At 69.0% G+C, this 23,347-nt stretch carries 22 protein-coding genes; 9 read left to right on the forward strand and 13 right to left on the reverse strand.

All coding sequences use genetic code 11. The features are described from left to right. Window positions 1-37: 37 nt before the first annotated feature. Window positions 38-1,126, reverse strand: coding sequence for a M23 family metallopeptidase (locus tag LBW94_RS32360; RefSeq protein ID WP_225058820.1), 1,089 nt, complete (start codon window positions 1,124-1,126; stop codon window positions 38-40). Window positions 1,127-1,713: 587 nt separating this feature from the next. Here LBW94_RS32360 and sucC point away from each other — a divergent pair. From sucC to LBW94_RS32395, 7 genes are all read left to right on the forward strand, one after another. Beyond that, window positions 1,714-2,880: an ADP-forming succinate--CoA ligase subunit beta gene (sucC, locus tag LBW94_RS32365; protein ID WP_225058819.1), complete on the forward strand. Its 1,167-nt coding sequence runs from the start codon at window positions 1,714-1,716 to the stop codon at window positions 2,878-2,880. A 14-nt stretch (window positions 2,881-2,894) separates the two neighbouring features. After that, a complete protein-coding gene (gene sucD / locus LBW94_RS32370; protein WP_225058818.1) occupies window positions 2,895-3,809 on the forward strand; it encodes a succinate--CoA ligase subunit alpha in 915 nt (304 codons plus the stop codon). 264 nt (window positions 3,810-4,073) lie between these two features. Further along, entirely contained in the window at window positions 4,074-5,147 is a 1,074-nt protein-coding gene (locus tag LBW94_RS32375; RefSeq protein ID WP_225058817.1) for a DUF5336 domain-containing protein, read from the forward strand. A 325-nt stretch (window positions 5,148-5,472) separates the two neighbouring features. Then, window positions 5,473-7,182 (forward strand): DUF6350 family protein, encoded by a 1,710-nt coding sequence (locus LBW94_RS32380; protein WP_225058816.1) that lies wholly within the window; start codon window positions 5,473-5,475, stop codon window positions 7,180-7,182. A 95-nt stretch (window positions 7,183-7,277) separates the two neighbouring features. Then, window positions 7,278-7,901, forward strand: coding sequence for a phosphoribosylglycinamide formyltransferase (purN, locus tag LBW94_RS32385; protein ID WP_225058815.1), 624 nt, complete (start codon window positions 7,278-7,280; stop codon window positions 7,899-7,901). Continuing rightward, a complete protein-coding gene (purH, locus tag LBW94_RS32390; RefSeq protein ID WP_225058814.1) occupies window positions 7,898-9,481 on the forward strand; it encodes a bifunctional phosphoribosylaminoimidazolecarboxamide formyltransferase/IMP cyclohydrolase in 1,584 nt (527 codons plus the stop codon). Before purN ends, purH begins: the two co-directional genes overlap by 4 nt. 254 nt (window positions 9,482-9,735) lie before the next feature. After that, a complete protein-coding gene (locus LBW94_RS32395) occupies window positions 9,736-10,671 on the forward strand; it encodes a ketopantoate reductase family protein (protein WP_225058813.1) in 936 nt (311 codons plus the stop codon). Window positions 10,672-10,794: 123 nt separating this feature from the next. Here LBW94_RS32395 and LBW94_RS32400 read toward each other — a convergent pair whose 3' ends face one another. The 6 genes from LBW94_RS32400 to LBW94_RS32425 form a co-directional block, all read right to left on the reverse strand. Beyond that, a complete protein-coding gene (locus LBW94_RS32400) occupies window positions 10,795-11,583 on the reverse strand; it encodes an AAA family ATPase (RefSeq protein WP_225058812.1) in 789 nt (262 codons plus the stop codon). 48 nt (window positions 11,584-11,631) lie between these two features. Then, a complete protein-coding gene (locus tag LBW94_RS32405; protein WP_225058811.1) occupies window positions 11,632-12,309 on the reverse strand; it encodes an HAD family hydrolase in 678 nt (225 codons plus the stop codon). Then, entirely contained in the window at window positions 12,306-12,737 is a 432-nt protein-coding gene (locus tag LBW94_RS32410; protein WP_225058810.1) for a hypothetical protein, read from the reverse strand. Before LBW94_RS32410 ends, LBW94_RS32405 begins: the two co-directional genes overlap by 4 nt. Window positions 12,738-13,080: 343 nt before the next feature. Beyond that, window positions 13,081-14,091, reverse strand: coding sequence for an AvrD family protein (locus tag LBW94_RS32415; protein WP_225058809.1), 1,011 nt, complete (start codon window positions 14,089-14,091; stop codon window positions 13,081-13,083). A 46-nt stretch (window positions 14,092-14,137) separates the two neighbouring features. Next, the gene (locus LBW94_RS32420) at window positions 14,138-15,136 is read right to left on the reverse strand and encodes a beta-ketoacyl-ACP synthase 3 (protein WP_255634492.1); all 999 of its coding nucleotides are present in this window, start codon (window positions 15,134-15,136) and stop codon (window positions 14,138-14,140) included. Between the two features lie 271 nt (window positions 15,137-15,407). Beyond that, window positions 15,408-15,860, reverse strand: a complete 453-nt coding sequence (locus LBW94_RS32425; protein ID WP_225058808.1) for a hypothetical protein — start codon at window positions 15,858-15,860, stop codon at window positions 15,408-15,410. Between the two features lie 172 nt (window positions 15,861-16,032). Between LBW94_RS32425 and LBW94_RS32430 the strand changes: the two genes are divergently transcribed. Beyond that, window positions 16,033-16,539 (forward strand): LysM peptidoglycan-binding domain-containing protein, encoded by a 507-nt coding sequence (locus LBW94_RS32430; protein WP_225058807.1) that lies wholly within the window; start codon window positions 16,033-16,035, stop codon window positions 16,537-16,539. Window positions 16,540-16,604: 65 nt separating this feature from the next. On the opposite strand, the gene rpsR is transcribed toward LBW94_RS32430, so the two are convergent. Next, window positions 16,605-16,859, reverse strand: a complete 255-nt coding sequence (gene rpsR / locus LBW94_RS32435) for a 30S ribosomal protein S18 (RefSeq protein WP_019932783.1) — start codon at window positions 16,857-16,859, stop codon at window positions 16,605-16,607. A 489-nt stretch (window positions 16,860-17,348) separates the two neighbouring features. On the opposite strand from rpsR, the gene LBW94_RS32440 reads away from it, so the two are divergent. Further along, window positions 17,349-18,149, forward strand: a complete 801-nt coding sequence (locus LBW94_RS32440; RefSeq protein ID WP_225058806.1) for a VOC family protein — start codon at window positions 17,349-17,351, stop codon at window positions 18,147-18,149. Window positions 18,150-18,222: 73 nt separating this feature from the next. Here LBW94_RS32440 and LBW94_RS32445 read toward each other — a convergent pair whose 3' ends face one another. From LBW94_RS32445 to LBW94_RS32465, 5 genes are all read right to left on the reverse strand, one after another. Continuing rightward, window positions 18,223-19,017, reverse strand: coding sequence for an MHYT domain-containing protein (locus tag LBW94_RS32445; protein WP_225058805.1), 795 nt, complete (start codon window positions 19,015-19,017; stop codon window positions 18,223-18,225). Between the two features lie 7 nt (window positions 19,018-19,024). Next, window positions 19,025-19,714 carry a GTP-binding protein gene (locus tag LBW94_RS32450; protein ID WP_225058804.1) on the reverse strand — a complete coding sequence of 230 codons (690 nt, stop codon included), beginning with the start codon at window positions 19,712-19,714 and terminating at the stop codon, window positions 19,025-19,027. 85 nt (window positions 19,715-19,799) lie between these two features. Continuing rightward, window positions 19,800-20,174 (reverse strand): DUF742 domain-containing protein, encoded by a 375-nt coding sequence (locus tag LBW94_RS32455; protein WP_225058803.1) that lies wholly within the window; start codon window positions 20,172-20,174, stop codon window positions 19,800-19,802. Window positions 20,175-20,181: 7 nt separating this feature from the next. Next, window positions 20,182-20,592, reverse strand: coding sequence for a roadblock/LC7 domain-containing protein (locus LBW94_RS32460; RefSeq protein WP_225058802.1), 411 nt, complete (start codon window positions 20,590-20,592; stop codon window positions 20,182-20,184). Next, window positions 20,589-23,243 carry a sensor histidine kinase gene (locus tag LBW94_RS32465; RefSeq protein ID WP_225058801.1) on the reverse strand — a complete coding sequence of 885 codons (2,655 nt, stop codon included), beginning with the start codon at window positions 23,241-23,243 and terminating at the stop codon, window positions 20,589-20,591. The genes LBW94_RS32460 and LBW94_RS32465 overlap by 4 nt, the downstream gene beginning before the upstream one ends. Window positions 23,244-23,347: the final 104 nt, after the last annotated feature.

A 23,347-nucleotide genomic window follows, 5' to 3' on the forward strand; every position in this document is an offset into this window, starting at 1 on the left:
GGTGGTACGGCCGCCCGGACACGCGGCGGCCGCGGTGTCAGTCGCGTTCGGGGCCCAGCGAGATGCCGCGCGAGGCGAGCCAGGGCAGCGGGTCGACCTTGTCGTTCCCGTTGAGCCAGACCTCGAAATGGCAATGCGGACCGGTGGAGAAGCCGCGGTTGCCGACGGTGGCGATCTGATCGCCGGCCATGACCCGCTGACCGACCGAGACGACCGCGGTGTCGACGTGCCCGTAGACGGTGATGGTGCCGTCGTCGTGCTTGAGCCGGACCCACATGCCGAAACCCGAAGCGGGCCCGGCGTCGATCACGGTGCCGTCCTCGACGGCGTAGATCGGGGTGCCGATCGGCGCGGCCACGTCGACGCCGAGATGCTCTGCGCCCCAACGGGTTCCGAAGCCGGAGGTGAAGGTGCCGCTGGCGAACCTGGCATACAGCGGCCGCAGCTTGGCATCTTCGATGGCCGCCAGATCGGCGGCGAACTTCTGGCCGTGCTGCAGGATGTCCTGGAACTGGCTGACATCGGCCGCGGGGCCGGCATTGAGCACCTGGGGGGACTGCGCGTCGGCGGCGCCGGTGTCGGTGATGCTGACCGCCTGGGCGGCGATCTCGTGATGCTGGCCGCCGGCCTCGTAATCCGCGGCGGCGGGGTGGTGCTGGCCCGCGTTCGCCATCTCGGCCTGCCCGGCCGCGACGACCGCGCCCGCGGCGACCGCGACCACGGCGGCCCGGCCCTTGAGCGAGGTGGGCGGGGCGGGGGTGCGATGGGCCCCGGAGCGACGGCTCGCGCGGCCGCCACCGAGGCCGTCACCGGGCCGATGGTCGGGATCGAGGCGGCCGCTGCCGAACGGCTCGTCGGCGGCCGCGTATTCGTAGTCCTCGTGGCCGGTCTCCGCGGGATCGTAGGTGTCCCAGGCGTTCCAGCTGCCGCTGTCGGGTCCGGCGGCCGCTTGCTCCGGGCCCCAGGCGTTCCAGTCGGCCGTGCCGGTCGCGGTGGCACCCGCCGCCGCGCCGCCGAAGGACTCCGCGCCGCCGAAATACGGGTGGCTGTCGAAGGATTCACCGTCACCGCGGTAACGCCGTGCGGACTGTGCTCGATGGACGGGCTGTAGCGGGCGAGGGCTCATCGGCGCAGTCCTGTGAATCGTGGGTGGTACGAGGGGGACGGGTCGCCCGCGGAGCGGCTCGCTACCTGTGGAGCGCGGTGCTGCGTCAACTGCCGTCCTCTCGTGTCCGAAATATGGCGCGTAGCAGGCCCGTTGTGATGCCGCGGCGGTGCGGCCCGAGCCCGGTACGACACCCTTGTCGTGACCGCGTTGTGACATCAATCGCTTCGACGGTAACGAAACGATTGCAGGGCGGCAAGCGCTACGACCCATCCATCCAAGCATGTGAGATTGATCACGCTAACAAGCCGGAATACTGCGCCGTACGGCGGGCAGGGGTTCCGGGTCTGTCCACTACCAAATGTAGTAGGAGACGGCCGGAACCTGGTTCCCGCCATCTACCTGCCACTGCCCGGCGGAACTACTCGCCGGTAGTGATGGCCAGCGGAAACTCCCTCCCGGCGATGGGCCCGTGACCTGCGCCACTTAGCATGTATGTGGCTGATTTCCCATCCATGTCGCTGATTAAAGTCCGATCCGACCCGCTCTCCGACGACGGGCCGCCAACAAAGTCGTTGTCACAACAACGCAGACGAGACGGTGAGTACATGGATCTCTTCGAATATCAGGCGAAGGAGCTCTTCGTGAAGCACGGAGTGCCTTCGTCGGAAGGCCGGGTCACGGACTCGGCCGAGGAAGCCCGTGCGATCGCGACCGAAATCGGCAAGCCCGTGATGATCAAGTCGCAGGTCAAGGTCGGTGGGCGTGGTAAGGCCGGTGGCGTGAAGTACGCCGCCACCCCGGACGACGCCTACGAGCACGCGAAGAACATCCTGGGCCTGGACATCAAGGGTCACATCACCAAGAAGGTCCTGGTCGCCGAGGCCAAGGACATCGCTGCCGAGTACTACATCTCGTTCCTGCTCGACCGCTCCAACCGGACCTACATGGCCATGTGCTCGGTCGAGGGCGGCATGGAGATCGAAGAGGTCGCGGTCCAGAAGCCCGAGATGCTCGCCAAGATCCCGGTCGACGCGGTGAAGGGTGTGGACCTGACGTTCGCGCGTTCCATCGCCGAGCAGGGCCACCTCCCGGCCGACATCCTCGACACCGCCGCGGTCACCATCCAGAAGCTGTGGGAGACCTTCGTCGGTGAGGACGCCACCCTCGTCGAGGTCAACCCGCTGGTGCGCACCCCCGACAACGAGATCCTCGCCCTCGACGGCAAGGTGACCCTGGACGCGAACGCCGAGTTCCGCCACCCGCAGCACCTCGAGTTCGCCGACATCGACGCGACCGACCCGCTGGAGCTCAAGGCCAAGGAGCACGACCTCAACTACGTCAAGCTCGACGGCGAGGTCGGCATCATCGGTAACGGCGCCGGTCTGGTCATGTCCACGCTGGACGTCGTCGCCTACGCGGGCGAGAACCACGGCGGCGTGAAGCCCGCCAACTTCCTCGACATCGGTGGTGGCGCCTCGGCCACCGTGATGGCCAACGGCCTCGACGTCATCCTGGGCGACTCCCAGGTCAAGAGCGTGTTCGTGAACGTTTTCGGTGGTATCACCTCCTGTGACGCCGTCGCGAACGGCATCGTGAAGGCCCTGGAGATCCTGGGCGACAGCGCGACCAAGCCGCTGGTGGTGCGTCTCGACGGCAACAACGTCGAGCTCGGCCGCAAGATTCTCGCCGATGCCAACCACCCGCTGGTGACCATCGCGCAGACCATGGACGAAGGCGCCGACAAGGCCGCCGAACTGGCTGCGGCCAAGTAAGGAACGCGAAGAACATGTCCATCTTCCTCAACAAGGACAACAAGGTCATCGTCCAGGGCATCACCGGTGGCGAGGGCACCAAGCACACCGCGCTGATGCTGAAGGCCGGCACCAACGTCGTCGGTGGTGTCAACGCCCGCAAGGCCGGCACCACCGTGTCGCATGTGGGCAAGGACGGCAACGCCGTCGAGCTGCCCGTGTTCGCATCCGTGGCCGAGGCCATCGAGAAGACCGGCGCCGACACCTCGATCGCGTTCGTGCCGCCGGCGTTCTCCAAGGACGCCATCATCGAGGCCATCGACGCGGAGATCCCGCTGCTGGTGGTCATCACCGAGGGCATCCCGGTGCAGGACTCCGCGTACGCGTGGGCCTACAACGTCGAGAAGGGCCAGAAGACCCGGATCATCGGCCCGAACTGCCCCGGCATCATCACCCCGGGCGAGTCGCTGGTCGGCATCACCCCGAACAACATCACCGGCAAGGGCCCGGTCGGCCTGGTGTCGAAGTCGGGCACGTTGACCTACCAGATGATGTACGAGCTGCGGGACTTCGGTTTCTCCACCGCCATCGGCATCGGCGGCGACCCGGTCATCGGCACCACCCATATCGACGCCATCGAGGCGTTCGAGAAGGACCCGGAGACCAAGATCATCGTCATGATCGGCGAGATCGGTGGCGACGCCGAGGAGCGGGCCGCGGCGTACATCCAGGCCAACGTGACCAAGCCGGTCGTCGGCTACGTCGCCGGTTTCACCGCGCCCGAGGGCAAGACCATGGGCCACGCCGGCGCCATCGTCTCCAGCGGCGCCGGTACCGCGCAGGGCAAGAAGGAGGCCCTGGAGGCCGCGGGCGTGAAGGTCGGTAAGACGCCGTCCGAGACCGCCGCCCTGGCCCGCGAGATCCTGGAGAAGGCCGCCGTCAGCGCCTGATCCCCCGCCACACACCCGAGGGCCGCCTTCCGAATGCCGGGGGCGGCCTTCCCATTTCCGCACACCCTGCCGCTTTTCGCACACCTTGCCCGGATCTCCGCATCGGGTCCCGGGCATCGCGAATCGGCAGGTCAGCAGGGCGAGTATGACATTCCGGGCCGATCACGCCGGTTCGGTGGCCGTGACCGGGCGGTCTCCGTGCAGTAGCGTCGAGAGCGCGTGCAGCGCGTGAGACCACGATGGACTCGACAAGGAGACGACGACATGTCATACCCGACCGGGGGATCTGGGTACAGCGGACCGGCGCCGACGCCGGGGCCCTCGTCCGCGCCCGGCTACGGCCAGCAGCCGGCCGGTGCCGCACCGATCAACACGAGTGCCTCCGCACCGGACGGCGCCAAGGGCCTGCCGTTCTACCTCACCATCGGCGTCACCGCGCTGGGCATCGTCAACTTCCTGCTGGGCTTCCTGAAGTTCCAGTCGTACGACCTGAGCTACCGGCCCACCGACATCAGCGACAAGGATCTGGATCTGTTCCAGCAGGGTGGTTTCGCCGCCCTGGTGGTGCTGCTGGTCGCGGGCCTGGTGGCCGGTATCTCGTTGCTGCCCAAGCAGAACGGCAACCGGGCCGTGGTGGCGGCCGCGTCGGTGGCGGGCTTCCTGGCGGTGCTGTTCCAGGCGCTGGATCTGGAGCCCGCGTTCACCCTGTCCGGCGCCGCCTGGGCACTGATCGTGCTGGCCTTCGTACAGGCCGCCACGGCCGTCGTGGCGCTGCTGTTCGAGTCCGGCCTGCTGTCGGCCCCGGCGCCGAAACCGGCGGCCCCCCAGGGCGGCTACGGCGCTCCCGGCGGCGGGTACCCGCAGCAGCCGCCGTCGTACGGCGCCGCGCCGCAGTACGGCCAGGCCCAGCCCGGCCAGCAGCCCTCGCCCTACGGCCAGTACGGGCAGCAGCAGTACGCGGCCCAGCCCGCCCAGTACGGCGGCGGTCAGCAGCAGTACCCCTCCTACGGTCAGCAGCCGCAGTACGGCCAGCCGGGCCAGCAGGGTTACGGTCAGCCCGCCGGCTACGGCCAGCAGGGCTACGGCCAGCAGCAGCCGGGCGCCGGGTACGGCACCGCGCCGCAGTCGCGGCAGCAGCCCGCCGCACCCGAGGAGGCCGCGACCCAGCACTTCGGCTCCATCCCGTCCGCCTCGCCGTACAGCGGCGCGGGCTTCGGCCAGGCGTCGTCGGCCGGTCAGACCGGTCAGGGCGCCCAGGCCAAGCCGTTCGGCGCCGAGCAGAACGCGGACCCGGCCGCCGACGCCACCCGCGCCTTCCGCCCGGAAGACGACAAGTAGGCAGCCGCACCCGACCCGGCCGGTATCGCCGCACCCGCCGTCATGCGGCGCGGGTGGACCCGGTCGGCTGTCGGTCGGCGGGAGCAGGGTGTCGGTCCGATGCCGCTACGGTTTGTCGGGTGAGCACAGTCGTGGGCCGAATGACACGGTTCGGACGGCCTGCCGGGTCGGTGCGGACGACACGACGGCTGCCGTCGTCCGGCGGGGCCGGGCGGACGGTCGGCGCGCCTGACCCGGTGGTGCGGGGGAAGCTGTCACGCTGGAGCGTCGTGGTGAGATTCTGCGTGGGGACGTCATGAGATCTTCTCCTACTCGGTGGAACAGTTTGCGGCAGAACCGTTCCGGGGCCGCGAAGCGGGATCCGGAGCGGCGGGCGGCGGCCGAGGATCCGGTGTTCGGATCGTTGAGCCCGCAGCGCGCCCGGGTGCTGCTGGTGGTCGCGGCGCGGTCGTCCAGTTTCACCATGGTGGCCGTCGTGGCGGTGGTGATCGGCACGCTGCTGGGCGCCGGTAGCGGCCTGACCGGGCTCTCCGGTGCGATCGCCGCGGGCTGGCTGGAGGTGCACCAGGTTCCGCTGGTGGTCGGCCGGACCGAGCTCGGGGTACTGCCGCTGCTGCCCACCGCGCTGGTGCTGTGGCTGACCATGCGCGACTGCGCTCGCGCGGTCGAACCCGATTGCACCCGTGCGGATCTGGGCTGGGTGGTGGCGGCCGCGCTGGCCGGGCCGCTGCTGATCACCGCGGTCTGCCTGGCGGTGGCCGAGGACGCCACGGCCGCGGTGGCCTTGCAGCCACCGCACACGCTCACCGCCTTCGGCTGGGTGGGTGGCCTGCACCTGCTGGCCGCGGCCACCGGTATCGCGGGCCGGTGGTTCACCTTCCCGCGGCCGCGCCGCGAGCTGGCGGCGGCCCTGCCGGGCTGGGCGCTGCCGGGCGCGCGCGTCGGCCTCCGGTCGGTGCGACGGCTGCTGACGGCGAGCGCCGTGGTCACCGTCGTCGCCTTCCTGTGCAACTGGTCGCGCGTCGGCGACACCTATCACGTCGCGGGCAACACCGCGGGCGCCCTGGGACTGACCGCGTTGTCCCTGGCCTACTTCCCGAACATCGTGATCGACGCCGCCTGCGTGCTGCTGGGGGCGAATGTGCGCGTCGGCGTCGGATCCCTGGATCTGTTCGGGATCACCGGGGGACCCATGCCGGCGCTGCCGGTGCTGGCGGCGGTGCCCTCCGGGCCGGCGGCCGGCTGGTGGCCGGTGCTGCTGCTGATTCCGATCGGGGTCGGCGTGCTGGCAGGCGTGGACTGCGCGCGAGTGGTGTGGGACACCGGCCGATACCAGCTCGGCTTCGACCGGGCCGCGGCCCCCTGGGCCACGCTCACGGCCGCCGGGGTCGCGGCGCTGCTGCTGGCGGTGCTCGCGGCGCTGGCGGGTGGAGTGGCGGGCACCTTCGGCGCCATCGGGGCGGGTACCCCACTGTCGATGGGGCTGGGCTTCGCCTGGTTCGCGGTGGCCGGGTACGCGGGCATGCTGGGGGCGCGCCGGTTCGGGCTGGCGCCGGCCGCGACCGACGACTTCGGTCACTTCGAGCACAGCTACGAGGGCGACGGCTACCGGCTGCACGAGGGTCCCGACCTGGAGGTCGAGATCGACGCCGAACTGCTGGAGGACCGGCTCGCGATCGGTAGCGGCGCCGCGGCGCGGGCCGGGTACGCCGACGACGGCTACGGCGACGAGGAGTACGCCGACGAGGAGTACGCCGAAGACGACTACGTCGAAGGTGATTTCGCCGACGGCGAGTCCGACGAGGGCGAGTACGACGCCGAGGACGAAGCGGCGGAACGGGAAACGGTGGACTACGAGGACGCCGACTACGAAACCGCCTACGACGAGGCCGAATTCGAGGACGAGGACGACCCGGTCGCGGACCGGCCGGCCGCCGCGGTCCACCCCGTGCGGCCCGGCGATCCGGACGAGATTCTGGATGCCGAAGTGGTGGAGACGGACCTGCCCGACGGTGGCGGTCGGGGCGGCCGATAGGCTTGCGGCGGCGATAGCACAGTCGCCGCGATCCCGCAGCCGAAAACACAGGGAGTAGAGCGCTGACGACCTCGCCCGCCCACTCGGTGCCACCGATGGCACCCGCGACCGTCGTGGTCCTGGCCTCGGGCACCGGTTCGCTGCTGCGTGCTCTGCTCGATGCCACCGCCGCACCGGACTATCCGGCCCGGGTCGCCGCGGTCGGCGTCGACCGGCCGTGCGCCGCCACCGGACACGCCGACGCGGCCGGTGTGCCGCATTTCGAGGTCGCCCTCGGCGCCCATCCCGATCGGGCCGCCTGGGATGTCGCGCTGACCGCGGCGGTCGCCGGGTACCGGCCGGACCTGGTGGTGCTGGCCGGTTTCATGAAGCTGCTCGGTCCCGAATTCCTGGCCCGGTTCGGCGGCCGCATCATCAACACCCATCCCGCGCTGCTGCCGTCCTTCCCGGGCGCGCACGGGGTGCGGGACGCCCTCGCCTACGGGGTGCGGGTCACCGGGACCACCGTGATGCTGGTCGACGCCGGCGTCGACACCGGGCCGATCCTCGCGCAGGAGGCGGTGCCGGTGCTGGCCGCCGACGACGAGGCGGCCCTGCACGAGCGGATCAAGGTGGTGGAGCGGCGGCTGCTGGCCGAGGTGGTCGCCGCCGTCGCCACCCGAGGCATTGTCTCCGACGGACGAAAGGCAGTTATCCCAGATGAGCGAGTTCTGCGGTGAGTGAGCGCGGCGAACGGACACCCATCACCCGGGCGCTGGTGAGCGTCTACGACAAGACCGGTCTGGTGGAATTGGCCACCGGATTGCACGCCGCCGGCGTGGAACTGGTCTCGACCGGGTCGACGGCCGCCCGCATCGCCGAGGCCGGCATCCCGGTGACGAAGGTCGAGGAGCTGACCGGTTTCCCGGAGACCCTGGACGGCCGGGTGAAGACCCTGCACCCGCGCGTGCACGCCGGCATCCTCGCCGACCTGCGCAAGCCGGAACACGCCGACCAGTTGACCGAACTCGGTGTGCGGCCGTTCGAACTGGTGGTGGTGAACCTCTACCCGTTCACCGCGACCGTCGCCAGCGGCGCGAGCATCGACGAGTGCGTGGAGCAGATCGACATCGGTGGCCCGTCGATGGTGCGTGCGGCCGCCAAGAACCACCCGTCGGTGGCGGTGGTGGTCTCCAGCGGCGACTACGACCGGGTGCTCGAGGCCGTGCAGCAGGGCGGTTTCACGCTTGCCGAGCGGACGGCTTTGGCCGCCAAGGCCTTCCAGCACACCGCGAGTTACGACGTGGCCGTGGCGAGCTGGATGACCGATGTCGCGGCACCGGCCGCGGCTACCGACACCGAAGCGGCGCAACAGTTCCCGGACTGGATCGGCGCCACCTGGAAGCGCGCCGACGTGCTGCGCTACGGCGAGAACCCGCATCAGGCCGCCGCGCTGTACCTCGGTGAGGGCGGCCCGGCGGGGCTGGCGCAGGCGAAACAGTTGCACGGCAAGGAGATGTCGTACAACAACTACACCGACGCCGATGCCGCCTGGCGGGCCGCCTACGATTTCGCCGAGCCCGCGGTGGCGGTCGTCAAGCACGCCAACCCGTGCGGTATCGCGGTGGGCGCGGACATCGCGGAGGCGCACCGCAAGGCGCACGCCACCGATCCGGTGTCGGCGTACGGCGGGGTCATCGCGGCCAATCGCGAAGTGTCCGTGGAGATGGCCGAGCAGGTGGCCGAGATCTTCACCGAGGTCGTCGTGGCGCCCGGCTATGCCAACGGCGCGGTGGAAGTGTTGCAGCGCAAGAAGAACGTGCGGGTGCTGGTCGCCGAGCCGGCGCAGCGGCGGGGCGCGGAACTGCGCCCGGTCTCCGGCGGTGCGCTGTTGCAGGACCGCGACACCTTGCAGGCCCCCGGCGACGATCCGGTGAACTGGACCCTGGCCGCGGGTGCGGCGGCCGACGTGGAAACCCTGCGCGATCTCGAATTCGCTTGGCGCGCTTGCCGTGCCGTGAAGTCGAATGCCATCCTGCTGGCCGATGCCGGGGCCGCGGTGGGAGTCGGGATGGGCCAGGTGAACCGGGTCGACTCCTGCCGGCTCGCGGTGGAGCGCGCCGGTGACCGGGCCAAGGGCGCGGTCGCGGCCTCGGATGCCTTCTTCCCGTTCTCCGACGGGCCGCAGATCCTGATCGCGGCCGGGGTGCGCGCGATCGTGCATCCGGGCGGTTCCATCCGCGACAAGGACACCGTCGAACTGTGCCGCGAGGCCGGAGTGACGTTGTACCTCACCGGTTCCCGGCACTTCGCGCACTGACGCGAGCGTCTCTGACCCACTGACGCGCCGGTACCGGATACGAGCGAGGCCCTGCACGACACGTCGTGCAGGGCCTCCTTTCATCCAGGTGCCGGGCCGCCCTTCATCCCGACCCCCGGGTCCCGCTCGGGCGGATCGCCCTCTGCCGCGCCCCGTTCCCGACTTCTCATCGCTGCCGGGACCAGGAATGTATCAATCGAAATGGCGGCCGGGGGCGGGTACCCTTCCCTTGCACACAATTGAATGGAGTTGGGATGCAGGCTCTGGTAGTGGGCGACGGTGCACTCGGTCAGGTTTTCGGAATGCGGCTCGGGTCGGGCGGCGCAGCCGTGAACTACCTGGTCAAACCTGGGCGTACCGGGTGGTCCGACACGGGTCGCACGTTGTATCAATTGCGTAAGTTCGGGAAACCGGTGGTCCAGCAGCTCCGGCCCGAAGGGGTGCACGCCGAGATTCCGGACCGGGTGTGGGACATGGTCTGGCTGTGCGTCTCCTCGACGGCATTGCGCGAGTCGTGGGTGTCCGATCTTCGGAGTGCGATCGGCGACGCGACCGTGGTGAGCATCGGTCAGGACATCAACGACCGCCGCGTGCTGGAGGAGGTCTTTCCCGCCGAGCAGATCGTGCAGGTCGTGCCCACCCTGTTCGCCTATTCGGCGCCCCTGGACGGCGAGGTTCCGGCGCCGGGAATCGCGTACTGGGCGCCGCCGGGCTCGAAGCTCGAGGTACTCGGCGACCGCACCCGGGCCGAGGCGGTGGTGACCGCCCTGCGGGCCGGTGGCCTGGGCGCTGCGGTCAGTACCAAGACCGGTTCCGGTGAGGGTGTCGCCGCGCTGACCATGCCGTTCATCGCTGCGCTGGAGGTGGCCGACTGGTCGTTGCCCGCGCTGCGCGCCGACATCGGCCCGGCGGCGGGGGCCAGCGCCGAGGCCTCGGCGATCGTGGCCGCGCAGGCCGGCGGCCGCGGGCAGAGCATTCCGAAACCGTTGGCGAAGTTGGTGTTCCGGGTGTTGCCCGCGTTGCCCCCGTTCCCGTTGGCCCGGTACCTGGAAGCCCATTTCACCAAGGTGGGCGATCAGACCAGGCTGATGCTCGACGGCTGGATCGCCGAGGGCGAGGAGCGCGGCATGCCGGTGGCCCGGTTGCGGGAGCTCCGGACCAGTCTCCCGGTGCTGCGCCCGGCCGTGTGACGAAGTCCCGTCGCGCCGGCGGATACAGTACGAGGCCCTGCACGGGTCTGCGGAATCCGTGCAGGGCCTCGTCGTCCAGGTGCCGGACCCCGACTCATTCCGGCCCCCGGGGCTTCGGGGAGGTCAGTACCGCAGGGTGTAGGCCAGCCGTCGGCGCAGCGATTTCTGCCGCTGGGCGGCCTTGACCCGCTCGTCGTCCTCGATCGCCTCGGTGGCGGTGCCGACCTTGGCCCGGGCCGTCTCGACGGCCTCCGCCACCGGCATCACGGTGGGCAGGTCGAACAGCTCGACGATCTTGGTGAGCCGCTCCTCCAGCGTGCCGCCGACGATCTCGTAGGGCAGGCCCAGGCTCTTGACGACCTGGAGCAGGGTGTCGTCGGACAGCTTGCGGAACGGTTCGGAGACCGGTCGATGCCCGTCCGCGCGGAGCGGGAATTCGACCGGCAGGTGCACGTACACGTCGTACAGCTTCGCGGCGCGGTCCTTGCAGACCTCGCCGAACAGATCGGTGTACTCCTGCATGGCCGCCTTGCGGCCGATCCCGGCGATCTTCTTGATCACCCGCAGCGGCAGGCTCGCACCCGGATTGATGCCGAGCTGCATCCGCGCCACCCCGTACACCCACTCGTGGATGACCGATCCGTCCGAGATGAACGAGTCCAGCTGGGATTCGTTGCGCACCCGTTCCTCGAACCGGCGCATGCCCAGCTGGAGCAGTTCGATCGAGTTCAGTTCCACCAGACTCTTGCCCGGCGCCACGTCCAGGAGCAGTTGGCGTGCGGTGAGCGCGTGGGTGCGCGGGATACCGGTGACGATCGACAGCGCTTCGGTGGTGGTCGTCTTCCCGGTCGAATAGGTCCCGGAGATGGCGAGTTTGAGGCTGTCGCGCCGTTGCCCGTCGACGAGGTACACGGTCTGTCTCCATCCTTTCGATGACCGGATCGGTGATCGCCGTGGCGGTCAGCCGATCCGATCCGTCAGCACTTCCCAGCCACGTTGCCGGGCAACCTGTTCCAGCGCGGGATCCACCGGCACCACCGCCGGATGTCCGACCCGTTCCAGGATCGCGACATCGCTGACATGGTCACCGAAGCCGTAGTCGTCGGCCAGATCGTGGCCGGGGTAGCCGGCCACGAACGCTTCGACGGCGGCCCGTTTGGCGGCGCCGATCAGGGAGCGTCGCACCTCGCCGGTATAGGCGCCGTCGCGCTCCGCCAATTCGGTGCACAGCAACGGCGCCGGACCGTCGCCGCCCATCTCGGCGGCGATCGGCCGCAGGCAGGCGGTGAACGAGCCGGAGAGCAGGACGGTGGCGACACCCTCGGCGGCCAGCGCTCGCAGCCTGGTCACCACGGCGGAACGATAGTGCTGATGCGCCCGGATCAGTTCGTGCCAGCCCCCGGCGGCGCTCTCCACCTCCGCCACGGAGATGCCCGCCCAGAGCTGGTAGTACTCTCGGTTGAGCGCCTCCCGCGGCGCGCCCGTCTCGGCCAGCCGCCGCATCCGGTTCCGATGGACGGCCAGCACCGGGGCCCTGCCGGTCGCCTCGAAGAAGAATTCGGCGAAGTGATGCAGCGTGCTGATCCGCAGCAGGGTGTGGTCGACATCGGTGAAGGCGAATGCCGCAGTGCGGCTCATGTGTTCGCCAATTCCTCGGCCGTCGTGGTCGGCGCCGGTTGCTCGGCGGGGAATTCGTCCGGCGCGGGTTCGTCCGTGGCCGACAACGCCTCGGCGATCGGCCGCTGCAACGGCAGCCGGAACATGTCGGCCACATACGTCAGCGTTTTCTCGACGCCGCCACCGGCGACCAGGTACGGAATACGCAGCGTATACAGCGTGTCGATCACGATTCGATCGAACAACAGCGCCGAATCATCCTGCACGGCGTCGTCGTCGGGTTCCGGGCGCAGATGCAGGACGGCATCGTAGGAATTATTCGCGTAGCGGGCCACCGTGCCGGCATGAGCGGTGAGGAAACTGCTCTCGAAAATGCGGAAGGGAATGACACCCGGATTCCACAGCCACTCCCGGCGGGACCGGTTCCGCCGCCGGATGTCGGCCGCCACCCATTCCTGGAGAATAGATCCGTCCGAAATGAATCCACCGGTTGCGCGCGCCTCGGAATCGAGCCGGGACTCGAATGCCCGGAGAACGGGCTCCACCGTGTCGCCGAGGCGTCGGCCGGCATTCGGTACGAGGCTTTCCGCGGATACCGCGACACGAGGTATGCCGGTGGCCCGCGAAAGCGCGGTGGTCACCGCGTACCGGTCGGCCGGTAAAGCTCCGGTTACGGCGAGCCGTAGCACTGGTGAATCCTTCATCGAGATCCTCTGAGCGATTTATCGAAGCCTGTGGCGAGCATGGTGATCGGATTGTGCGCCGGGACGGCCGGCGCGCGACCCGGACCGGTCAGTCGGGTAACTGGTGGGCCAGCAGGCAGGAACCGGTCACCCCGTTGAACTCCTTGATCGCGATGTCGGCGCTGCGCCACCGATGCCCCGTGCGATCGATGACGGAGACCCGGCGGACCTCGGCCGTCCCGTCGAACGACTCGGCGGCCGAGCGGTCCGGACCCGCGACGTTGACCTCCAGCTTGCGCATCCACAGCGTGTTGCTGCTGGTGCGGTCCAATCCGTCCAGGTGGTACAGCAGGATCTGGGACAGCTGGGCCGCGCCGACCACCGCATCGATGATCGAGGTGGAGTTGCGGTAGGCCGACTCCGCGCCCGACCAGACCCGGTCGCTCGCGAGGGCGACCCGCTGGCGGCCGGTGATCCGGGTGACACCCTCGTCGATGACCAGATCGGACGCGGACAGCACGTGTTCCCGCAGGCCGTCCAGGTAGTGATGCGGCTCCGGGCCGAAAATCCGCGTGAGGTCGTCGAGATGGTCCTGACCGGGCACCTCGACCGTCCCGGAACCGGGCACGTGCACCAGGGTCAGCGCGCCGGTCAGCGGTCCAACCCGGAACTTGAAGGTGGTCTCCAGGTCGGCTCGGTCGCCCTCGGCGGCGTCGTCCCCCTCGGACACGTCCGCGATCCGGGCCTCGACCGGGATGTGATCGAGATCCTCGTGCGGTGCGGTGCCGGCCCGCACGGTGGCGTGCCGGACCCAGGTGCGCGCGGCCTCCGCCGGACTGAGATCGCGGGTGTGGGTGAGCACCGCATCACACAGCGCGGTGGCCAGGGTGAGCGTGTCGACGCTGCTCACATGGGGTACCAGCTCGTCGTCGCGCTTGCGGGACCAGTCGGCCGGATAGGTCAGGCGCGCCGTCGCGGTGTGTTCGGCGCCGGGCTGATTGGACCGGGCGATGCGCAGGCCGGTCAGCTGCTGACCGACATTGCGGTAACCGTCACCGAAGTAGCGGCCCGCGCGTGGTCCGAGCGGCTCGTCGTAACTCGAGAAGGCAGTTGTGGACATGCGGAAACACCGACTTTCTTGGATTCTCCGAGATGAGCGCGGACCGCTATGCGGCTTCGGCGACCGGCGGCATCTCGAACACCTGACCCGCGTAGGACAGGCCGGCGCCGAAGGAGACCTGGAGTGCCAGCTGTCCGGGCGTGGCCCGGCCGGAGGCGACGAGATCCTCGATGGCCAGCGGCAATGCCGCGGCGGAGGTGTTGCCGGCGCGCCGGACGTCGTCGGCGACCACGACCGAGCCACCGTGCCAGCCCAGCCGCCGGGACACCGCGTCGATGATGCGGAGATTGGCCTGATGCGGCACGAACACCTCGATCTCGTCCAGGCCGACCCCGGCCGCCGCGGCGATCTCGGTGACGATGTCCGGGACCACGGAGGTGGCCCAGCGAAACACCTCGGTGCCGTTCATCCGCAGGTAGGGCACCGGGCCCTCCGGCTCAGCCCGGAACTGCTCCCAGGACGGTTCCTGCCGGATCATGTCGGAATATTCGCCCACACTGCCCCACACCGTGCGGTGGATCTGGCCGCCGGTGGTCCGGGTGACGATCGCCGCGCCGGCACCGTCGCCGAAGATCGGCAATACCGAGCGATCGCCCGGCTCGACATTGTTGCTGAGTTTCTCCGAGCCGATGACCAGCACATTCTCGGCCTGGCCGGCATTGACCAGCGCGGCCGCCTGTCCGATGCCGTGGGCATATCCGGAGCAACCGGCCGAGATATCGAAGGCGGCCGGGCGGTGACAGCCCAGTTCGGCGGCCACGATCGCGGCCCCGGACGGAGTCTGGAAAAGAAGGGTGGAGGTCGCCAGAATCACGACATCTATTTCCCGGGCATCCATGTCCGCCGCTTTGAGCGCGGCGTGCGCGGCAACCGTCGCCATCGAGAGAACCGTTTCGTGCTTACCTGCGAAACGTCGTTCTCGGATTCCGGTACGAGTAATTATCCAATCTTCGTCGACCCCCAATTCGGGAGCGATTTCCTCGTTGGTGACTACCCTCTCGGGGCGGTAGCTCCCAATCATGGAGATGCCGGCGTGTTCTGGCATTTTCCACCCCCTGCGAGGATAGATTTTCACACTTGTGCCAACAAACGTATCACTACCTAAGTAGATCCGAGTGAGATCACAACGCTATAACCGCAGTGCAGGGGCCAAGTGTGATGAAGGTCACACGAAGTACTCGGCGCGTGGGGTTTCATTCGCCAAAGTGCAGATCGTTCGCCCGAGGCGCAAACGCGACCGGAACGATTCGTCGAATCGGCGACGTAGATTGTCTATTTGATTGTCAGTGCGGTGAGCGAATCATTCTACTCGCAAGCTATGTCGAACTGTTGACTTTCCGGTTACCCAGTGGCTGGGCCAGTTGTACTTCGAGTGTGCCGAAAACCTCGATCATCGCGCACATGCGGCCCACCGCCTCCGGCAGCGTGCCCGCACGCAGGGCGATCGTGACGGCGCCGGTGGTCTCCGTGGTGGTCTCGTCGACGCCGAAGCAGTCCGGCGAGCCGATCTGGAAGTTCACCGCGATCCGGTGGTCGTCGATCCGGCTCCAACTGTCGAATGCCAGTGGCCGGCTGCCCACGATCGCCGGATTCGCCGTGAAGCGGCGGCCCAGCTGTGGCTGGGCCTGCTCCGTCGGCGTCGTGACGGTTGTGCCGGCCGCAGCCGGAACAGATTGTGTACCAGTACTACCGGAGTGTCCGCAACCGGACGCCATCAGCATCGGCAGGGTCACGATGGCGGCGGCGCGCGCGGCCCGGATCGAGATCATGGTCTGCAGACCCTAATCGGCGGCCGGGGCCCCGGTCGCGGCGACCGAGTTCGCCGACGCTGGTCAACGTTCGGCAACGATCGCCGGGGCAGGCGCCTACCGGCCAGTATCGTTCGAGAACGATACTTCGCAGTCGGACCGGCCGTCGATCTTCTCCGGAAAGGATGTTCCCGTGGGCGATACGTTGCACGTAGGTGAGGAACTCGGTCTCGGACAGTCGTTGCAGAACGGTGCGTACATGCTGACCCTGCAACCCGATGGCAATCTGGTGCTCTCCGAACCCGGCGGCACAGTGGTCTGGGCGGCCCAGACCCACGGCCGGGGCGTCGTGCGCGGCACGCTGCAATCCGACGGGAACTTCGTGCTGTACGACGGCGACGGCGGCCCGGTCTGGGCGACCGACACCCCCGGCCGGGAGGCCGATCGGCTGGTCGTCCAGCCCGATCGCGATGTGGTGCTGTACGGCCGCGACGGTGGCATGCTGTGGTCCACCCACACGCACACCGACACCCCGATGGAGGTGGCCGCCCGCACGTACACCGTCGCCGACGGTGACACATTGTGGGCGATCGCCGAACGCTTCTACGGCGACGGCAACCGCTTCCCCGAGATCGTCTCCGCCAGTGGGCTGTCCGATCCGGACTCCGTGATGCCCGGTCAGGTGCTGACGATTCCGTAGCGGGACGGCGGGCGGCGTCCGCCCGTCACCGGACGGTGACGGGCGGAGTCGGCCCGGTCGCGGAGCTACCGGCTGGTGAACGGGAGCAGGGCCATCTCGCGGGCGTTCTTGACCGCCACCGCGACCTGGCGCTGCTGCTGGGGAGTGAGTCCGGTGACCCGGCGGCTGCGGATCTTGCCACGGTCGGAGATGAACGTGCGCAGTAGGTTCACGTCCTTGTAGTCGACCGTCTCGACACCCGCGGCGATCAGCGGGTTCTTCTTGGGACGGCGCCCCTGCTCGGCACGGGCCTTCTTCGACGGTGCTCGCTTCACGGCCATGTCAGCATTCCTTCTCGGTTGCGAGGTCTGCGATCATCTCCGGCGAGATCTCGTTTCCGGACAAGATCTTTCGGTGGTCCACCAACTCGTTCCGTGGCTGTGGGGAGTATCGGGCCATGATACCGGACCGGTATCGGAGCCCGGTCGCCGTAGGGTGGCGCCGGCATCGAAAAAGTCCCCCTGAAGTGATGACTTCGTGTTGTCGCGCCGATATGCTCGAGCGCGAGGGCGGGTTCTCCCGGTCCGGGAGAACCCGCTCATCGCCACCAACCCGTTCTTGTGCGGCGCTCGTGTAGTGCCGGTCCGGATGCGCTCGGTGCGCCCCGCCTCGCGGGCCGGTTCGAATCTTCGCCGGTTCTGTTGTGGGCCACCGGAACTTGTCGGACCCAGCTGATTCACTGATCCCGGTCGTTGTGAGTGCATCACTGCCGGCACGGCCGTCACTTCTCGGCGCAGGCGACCGACCACGGACGAAACGGAGACCATCCCATGCCTGTACGCGACACTGCCTGGCCCGACGGCACCCCCTGCTGGGTGGACTGTCAGGTCGACGACCCGGCCAAGGCCGGCGAGTTCTACACCGGCCTGTTCGGCTGGACCGTCCAGGACACCGGCGCCGAGGGCGGCGGTTACCTCATGGCGGAGCAGGGCGGCCGATCGGTGGCCGGCATCGGCCCCAAGTCGCAGCCGGGGATGCCGTCGGTGTGGACCACCTACTTCGCCACCGCCGACGCCGACGCCCTCGCCGGAAAGGTCGCCGCGGCCGGCGGGCAGGTGCTGGTCCCGCCGTTCGACGTGCTGGGTGCGGGCCGGATGTTCGTCGCCGCCGACACCACCGGCGGTGTGTTCGCCGGTTGGCAGGCCCACGACCACAACGGCGCCGCGGTGTACAACGAGCACGGCGCCTACACCTGGAACGAGCTGCACACCCGTCAGCTCGACGCCGCCAAGACCTTCTACGCCGACGTGTTCGGTTACACCTACGCCGACATCGGCGACGGAAAGACCATGCGCTACGCCATGTTCACCGCGCCGGGCAGTCAGGATGCCGCGGGCGGCATGAACGACGACACCCTGATGCCGGGCGATCCCATGCCCAGCTATTGGCTGACCTGGTTCCAGTTCGACGGTGTCGATACCGGCGTCGAGCGGGCCGTGGAGCTCGGCGCGAGCGTGCTGATGCCGCCCTCGGACAGTCCGGCGGGCCGGATGGCCATCGTCGCGGCGCCGCAGGGGGAGATCCTCGGGCTCATCGACACGAATGTGCGGGTCGGCGACTTCGGCCAGTAGCCGGAAACGACATCCGGGCCGGTCGCGGGAAATGCGACCGGCCCGGATGGCCTCGCTCGTCGAATGTTTCGCGCTAGCCGATGGGAGAAGGAGTGCGTGCCTGCTCCGTGCCGCGTGACCGCGCGGCGGTGGCGCGGGAGCGCACCATCCGTCCGGTGCGGTCGGGAGAGACCAGTACCGCCGTGATCGGCACCGCCAGCGACAGGGTGCCCAGCACGAACACCGGCACGAAGAGGGTGAACAGATCCTCACCGCTCGGTGGCAGCGCGGCCTTGTCGGCGTGCAGGGCGAGCCCGATCAGGCCGAGGTAGTGCATGCCGGTGACCGCCAGCGCGATCGCCGCCGCCGTCGCGGTCAGCAGACCCGCCGAACGCAGACCCAGCGGCGCCCAGAGCATGGCCGCCGCGATCACGATGGCCACGATCAGCACGCCGATCGAGGCGCCCGCCGCCACGTCGATCGAGCCCTGCACCCGGATGGCGGCCACCGCCAGCAGATGCGTCAGACCCAGGCCCAGGCCGGAGACGACGGCCGCGAGCATCAGCTTCCCGGTGCGCGGCTGCCGACCGGCCAGCAACAGCCCGGCCAGGATCGACGCGATGGCCAGCACGGCACCACCCACGGTGCGGAGCAGGTCGTAGCGCGCGGTTCCGTCCGGAGGCGCCACACCGAGCATGTTCACGAACACCGCGAGCCACACACCGACGCCGCCGATCGATACCGACGCGGCGACGAGCCACACCAACCGGAAATGGGTCGTGATCGACATCGTCGACTGCCGGACGCACGCGAATCCGACCAGCACGCCGGCCAACGACACCACCATCGCCAGGCCGAGTACCCAGTAACCCATCGTGAAGTAGGCCATCAGTGCGTCACCCTCGTCGAGTTGTCTCCCGCTGTGTGGCGGTGAGCCGTTGGATCGCGTATTCGGTCACGGTCGTCAGCGACCGCCGCACTTCCATCGGGTTGCGCGCGTCCACCTCCACGATGGGCACTCCCTCTCGTACCGAGAGTGCTTGCCGCAGTTCGCTGTCCGGGAACCGGGGGGCATCCGGGAAGCGATTCACCGCGACCAGGAACGGCAGGCTGCGGGCCTCGAAGAAGTCCACCGCGGCGAAGCTGTCCTCGATACGCCGGGTGTCGACCAGCACCACCGCGCCGATCGCGCCCTTGATCAGGTCGTCCCACATGAACCAGAACCGTCGCTGCCCGGGTGTGCCGAACAGGTACAGGGTCAGGTTGCCGGGCAGCATGATGCGGCCGAAGTCCATGGCGACCGTGGTGGTCTGCTTGCCGGGGGTGGCCGACAGGTCGTCGACGCCGTCGGAGATGCCGGTCACCATCGCTTCGGTGCGCAGCGGAACGATCTCCGACACCGACCCCACGAAGGTCGTCTTGCCCACGCCGAATCCGCCGGCGACCACGATCTTGGTCGAGGCCGTGCGGGTGTCGAGATCCGGGCCGGACGGCCGGGAACCGGCGGGGTTCTGGTAGCCCGGCCCGGAGTTCGGGTAGGGCGGCGCCGCATTCGGGTATGGTGCGGGCGGGGTGTGATAGGACATGGGCGAATTCTGGTGAGGCACCGTGGAATTCGGGTGCGGAATGGATGATTTCGAATAGTCCGGGTCGGCAGGCCGACTCGGGGTGTCAGAGCGCACGGAGTCCACGCAGGGTCCTCTCCATCAGGGAACGACGCTCGTCGAAGCTCGCGTCCTCGCTCAGCGTCGTGTGCACTCGCAGCGTTCCAGCGACCACCAGGTCGCCGATCACCACTCGGATCATGCCGAGCGGTCGTTGTAGATGGGCGGCGATCTCGGCCACCGACAACCGTGCCGAGCCCAGCCGCAGGATGTCGGTGCGGACATCACCGGCGGGCCAGTCGAATTGATTGGCGTACGGCAGGGTCTCGATCACCGCCTCCAGCGGCAGGTCGACCACCGGCTCGGTGCGCCCGGCGGTCAGGGCATAAGGACGTACACGCGTGGTTGGCCGGCCGGATCCGGCCCCGAAGGAGCTCGACATCGCACGCTCAGACCGCTGTTCGAGCGGTGGCTTGTACCACCGACCCGACCCGGTCGACCAGCAGCGCCATCTCGTAGCCGATGCGGCCGATGTCGTGCTGCTTGTTGGCGAGCACCGCCAGGTGCGAACCGTTGCCGACACTCATCACCAGCAGATAGCCCCGCTGCATGTCGACGATCGACTGCATCACCTTGCCGCCGTTGAACAACTGGGCCGCACCGGCGGACAGGCTGGCCAGACCGGCGGTGACGGCCGCGAGCTGTTCGGCGCGATCGGAGGGCAGGTGCGGGCTGGTGGCCTGCAGCAGGCCGTCCGCGGAGACCAGAACCGCGTGCGATACCCCGGGGACGTCCCGGGTGAATCGCGTGACCAGCCAGTTCAGGTTCTCGTCGGTGGTGCTCTGCGAGGTGGTGCTCATGCGGGGCCTCCGTCGTTGTTATGCGCATTGGCCCGCCCGCTGCGGACGCCGCTCAGATGCCTGGACAAGTTGTTGCGGATCTCTTCGGGATCCGGGTTGACCGCTTCGACGGCCGGTGCCAGACCCCCGGGCACCAGCTGTGCGCCGGGTTGCCGGATCGGCAACCCGCCGACGGTGTGATTGACCGCGGACGGATTGCTCGCGTCGGCCGCTGCCGCCCAGCCGGCGTCGGCGGGTGACGTCCAGACCTCCGCCGGACTGTTCGATGACGGCTCCACCAGCCACTCCGAGACCATTCGTTGATAGATCGGTGTCGGTGTCTCGCGTCCCACCGGACGCAGACCCCCTTGCGTGCCCGGCGCCCCCGACCGGACCGTTGCCAGCATCGCCGTCTGCTCCACGGGCACCCGATCGGGTATCCGAGGCTCGGGCGGTGCCGGTGGGTAATCCTCGGCTTCCGCCCAGATGTCGATCGGCGGCTCGGGCACCCGGGACGGTGGCGCCCACCCGGGGGACGGCCGTCCCTCCGGATCGACCACCGGCGTGAAGTATCCGGTGTCGGCCGCCGGCGCGGGCCCGCCGAACCGGCCTACCGGCTGCGGTGCGGTGGTCTCGCCGACCGGCGTCAGCCGGGTGATGTGCGGCGCCGGGATGTCGCTGACCGGTGCGGCCGGTCGGCGCTGCGGTAATCCGGCGCTGGTCGTCGCGAACGCCGCCGGGACCGGGGCCGGTTCCGGGACATTCGGCACCGCGGTCAGCACCCGAGGCTGCTCGGGCGCCGGCAGGGCGGCCACCGGGGACTGATAGCCCGACGTGATCGGCTGCTGGGTGGGCGCGCTGTCCGGCACCGGCGACACCAGGCTGCCGGGCAGATGCACGCTGGCCGTGATGCCCGGTTGCTGGGCCATGGTCGAGGTGCGGCGCAGGCTGACCGTGATGCTGTGCCGCTGGGCGAGCCGGCCGACCACGAAAAGGCCCATGCGGCGCGCGGTTTCGATGTTGACCTCGCCACCGGAGGCGAGCCGCTCGTTGATGCCCCGCAGGTCGTCGCTGGACATGCCCAGGCCGCGGTCGGTGATCTCGATGAGGTAGCCGCCGTCGACGGCCCGTGCCACCGCCACCGCCACCGGTGTGTTCGGCGGTGAGTAGCGCAGCGCGTTGTCGATCAGCTCCGCCAGCAGATGCTCGATGTCGACCGCGGGCTCACCGGCGACGATGCCGTCCGGCACGGCGCCGATCTCGACCCGCTGGTAGTCCTCCACCTGGGAGACCGCGCTCCACAGCATGTCCGACAGCGGCACCGGCGGCAGATGGCCGCGGCGCAGCGCGGTACCGGCCAGCACCAGCAGGTTGTCGCCGTTGCGGCGCATGCGGGTGGCCATGTGGTCCAGGCGGAACAGGCTCTGCAGGCGCTCGGAGTCGTCCTCGTCGCGCTCCAGCTCCTCGATCAGCGTCAGCTGCTGTTCCACCAGCGACTGGCTGCGGCGCGACAGGGTCTCGAACATGTTGCCGATCTGCAGCCGCAACCGGGCCTGCTCGGCGGCGAGGTGCAGGGCCACGCGGTGGATGTCGTCGACGGCTCGGGCGAGCTGTCCGACCTCCTCGGTGGTGTTCACGTCGATCGGGGTGATCTCGGGGGTGTCGCCACCGTCGCGCACCACCTCCAGCTCCTGGGGCAGGTCGACATGGGCGACCTGGAGGGCGCCGCGGCGCAGCCGGCGCACCGGCACGACCAGCGAGCGGGCGACCGCCAGGGCCATCACCAGACCCGCGAGCAACAGTCCGACCACGATCGCGACGTCCCGGAGCACCACGCTGCGGGCGTTGTTGGTCATCGAGTCCAACTGCGAGTCGATGGCGTCGACCAGGTGGACGCTGACCTGATCCCAGAGATCGAAGCTGGTCGGTAGCGAACGCAACGCTCCGGGTATTCCGGCGGTGTCGACCGGGGTCTGCATGAACGGCGCCAGCCGGGCGTCGACCGCGTCGTTCAGCTTGGCCGTGTTGACCGCGGTGGACGGCTTCAGCTGGTCGTACTGACCGATGACGGTCTTCTCGGCGCCCATGGTGACCAGCAGCTGAGCACGGACGTCGGCCTGCGATTCGGCGCCGCCGGTGAGCAGGAACTCCTGCATGAGCACCTTGCGCGCCACCATCGACAGACCCAGCTGGAGGAAGGTGCGCTCGATGCCGTTCTCCTCCACCGAGGGTGACACCGCGAGCGCGTTGCCGATGTGCGCGGCGACATCGTCGCTCTGCTTGGCGATCATCATCGGCGCGCTCGTATGGATGTTGCTGCGCATGGTCCGCGCGGTGGTGACCGCCTGGGAGAGCTCACCGACCACGCCGCGGTCCGCGCTGGACGTACGCAGCGCGGTATCCAGATCGGTGGCGGCCTGGTCGAATTGGACCGCGGCTTTGTCGGTGGCCGCGTCGGCGTTGGGGTCTCCGCTCGCCATCCCCGTCAGGGTCTTCGTCACCAGTTGTTCGGTGGTGGTGGCGAAGGTCAGCATGGGTCGGATGACCTCGGTCTGCTGGGTCGCCGTTCTCAGCTTGGCGATCTTGTCCAGGTCGGCGTTGATTCGCACACCCGCGAAGATCGACGTCAAGATGACCGGCAGGAGCAGCACGATGCCGACCTTGCTCGTCACGGACAGGTTGGACAGACTCGTCTGCCATCGCCGCGGTGCTATGCCCATCCCGCTTCCGTCGCCTCCGCTCGCGTATTGCCTCCGGTTCCAACCCGTACCCTGAC

It is taken from the genome of Nocardia sp. alder85J, assembly GCF_020176955.2.
Lineage (GTDB): Bacteria > Actinomycetota > Actinomycetes > Mycobacteriales > Mycobacteriaceae > Nocardia.